This window comes from Mesorhizobium sp. M7D.F.Ca.US.004.03.1.1, from assembly GCF_003998635.1.
Taxonomy (GTDB): domain Bacteria; phylum Pseudomonadota; class Alphaproteobacteria; order Rhizobiales; family Rhizobiaceae; genus Mesorhizobium; species Mesorhizobium loti.
Map to the genome: position 1 here is coordinate 1 of NZ_RZQG01001207.1, position 1,493 is coordinate 1,493.

Genomic DNA, 1,493 nt, shown 5'->3' on the forward strand with positions numbered 1-1,493 from the left:
GCCGCACCTCGATGCGCGGCATCTTTGCCATCGGCGACGTCACCGGCGAGCCGATGCTGGCGCACCGCGCGATGGCTCAGGGTGAAATGGTCGCCGAGATCATCGCCGGCCATAAGCGCAGCTGGGACAAGCGCTCCATTCCCGCCGTCTGCTTCACCGATCCGGAACTCGTCACCGCTGGCCTGTCACCGGAAGAGGCCAAGGCGCTCGGCGGCGAGATCAAGATCGGCATGTTCCCATTCGCCGCCAATGGGCGGGCGATGACCAAGCTGGGCGAGGACGGCTTTGTTCGCGTCGTGGCGCGGGCGGACAACCATCTGGTGCTCGGCATCCAGGCGGTCGGGCAGGGCGTGTCGGAACTGGCGGCGGCTTTCGGGCTGGCGCTCGAAATGGGCGCAAGGCTGGAGGACATCGCCGGCACCATCCATGCGCATCCGACGCAAGGCGAGGGGTTCCAGGAAGCAGCGCTGAAGGCGCTCGGGCACGCGCTGCATATCTAGGGTGGGTTGCCCGGCCCGCGCGAGCATTTCCGAGAACCGGATTCCACCGTTCGGCATCATGCTCTAGTCTCAGCCAATGAACTCCGACCTGAAGAAATACGTGGCGATTCGCTACAACACCGCCACCGGCTTCATGCCGAGCCAATGGAATGGAAAGGGCAGAGCCAATCTCGACCCGGTGTGGCTGGTCGAGCGGCTGGCGTTGTTCGACACCTATTGCGCGCCCTCGCTCGATGGCCAGTCGCTGAAGGACTTTACGGTCCTGGTCGGGTTCGATTCCGAGACACACGAGAACTACATCCGGACCGTCTGCGATTGTGCGATCGGGATCGACGTCAGGCCGGTCCTCGTCGATGCCGGCGCGGACTACAATGTTGCCTTCAATGCGTTTGTCCAAAGCGACACCGATGCCGAATTCGTTTCGCTGACGCGGCTCGACAGCGATGACGCGCTGGCGCCGAGCTTCATGGAGCGTGTCGACTTCTACGCGCGCCGGGAAATCGCCAAGGGCGAAGTGAACCAGCAACCGCTCTATATAGCCTTTCCGCACGGCCAGAATTTCGATGCGGCAACCAACCGCTATACGCAGCACGAATATCCGACGTCGGCCTTCGGCACGCTGGTCGAGAAGAGATCACCGTCCATGAACGGGGTCTATTGCGACGAGCACACGAAGATGGCGATGCGTTTCAACACCGTTGGGGCGGCCTCGAAGGAGGCCCAATGGTGCATCGTCATCCACGACAACAATGCAGCCAATGTCTTGCGCGGCAAGCCGGTCGCGGAGCCGGCTTTCACGGTGGGCCGGCCCGGTGCCGAAACAGAAACGCGCGCGGCTGCCCGAAAAGAGCCTGCGCAAAAGCAGATGCCGCAGACCTCCGCCAAGGCCTCGCGCAACGCCGGCAATTTCATCCGGTTTCTACTGGGGCGGCCGATGGTGTTGCGGAAATAGGACGTGAGGATCTCCCTTCTCCCCCTGTGGGAGAAGCTGTC

1 protein-coding gene and 1 pseudogene are annotated in these 1,493 nt (G+C 63.0%); both read left to right on the top strand.

What is annotated here, in order from left to right:
• A pseudogene (locus EN935_RS35620) lies at nt 1-500 on the top strand (dihydrolipoyl dehydrogenase); the annotation flags it as partial.
• 100 nt (nt 501-600) lie between these two features.
• A complete protein-coding gene (locus tag EN935_RS35625; protein ID WP_164757520.1) occupies nt 601-1,452 on the top strand; it encodes a glycosyltransferase in 852 nt (283 codons plus the stop codon).
• The last annotated feature ends 41 nt before the right edge of the window (nt 1,453-1,493 follow it).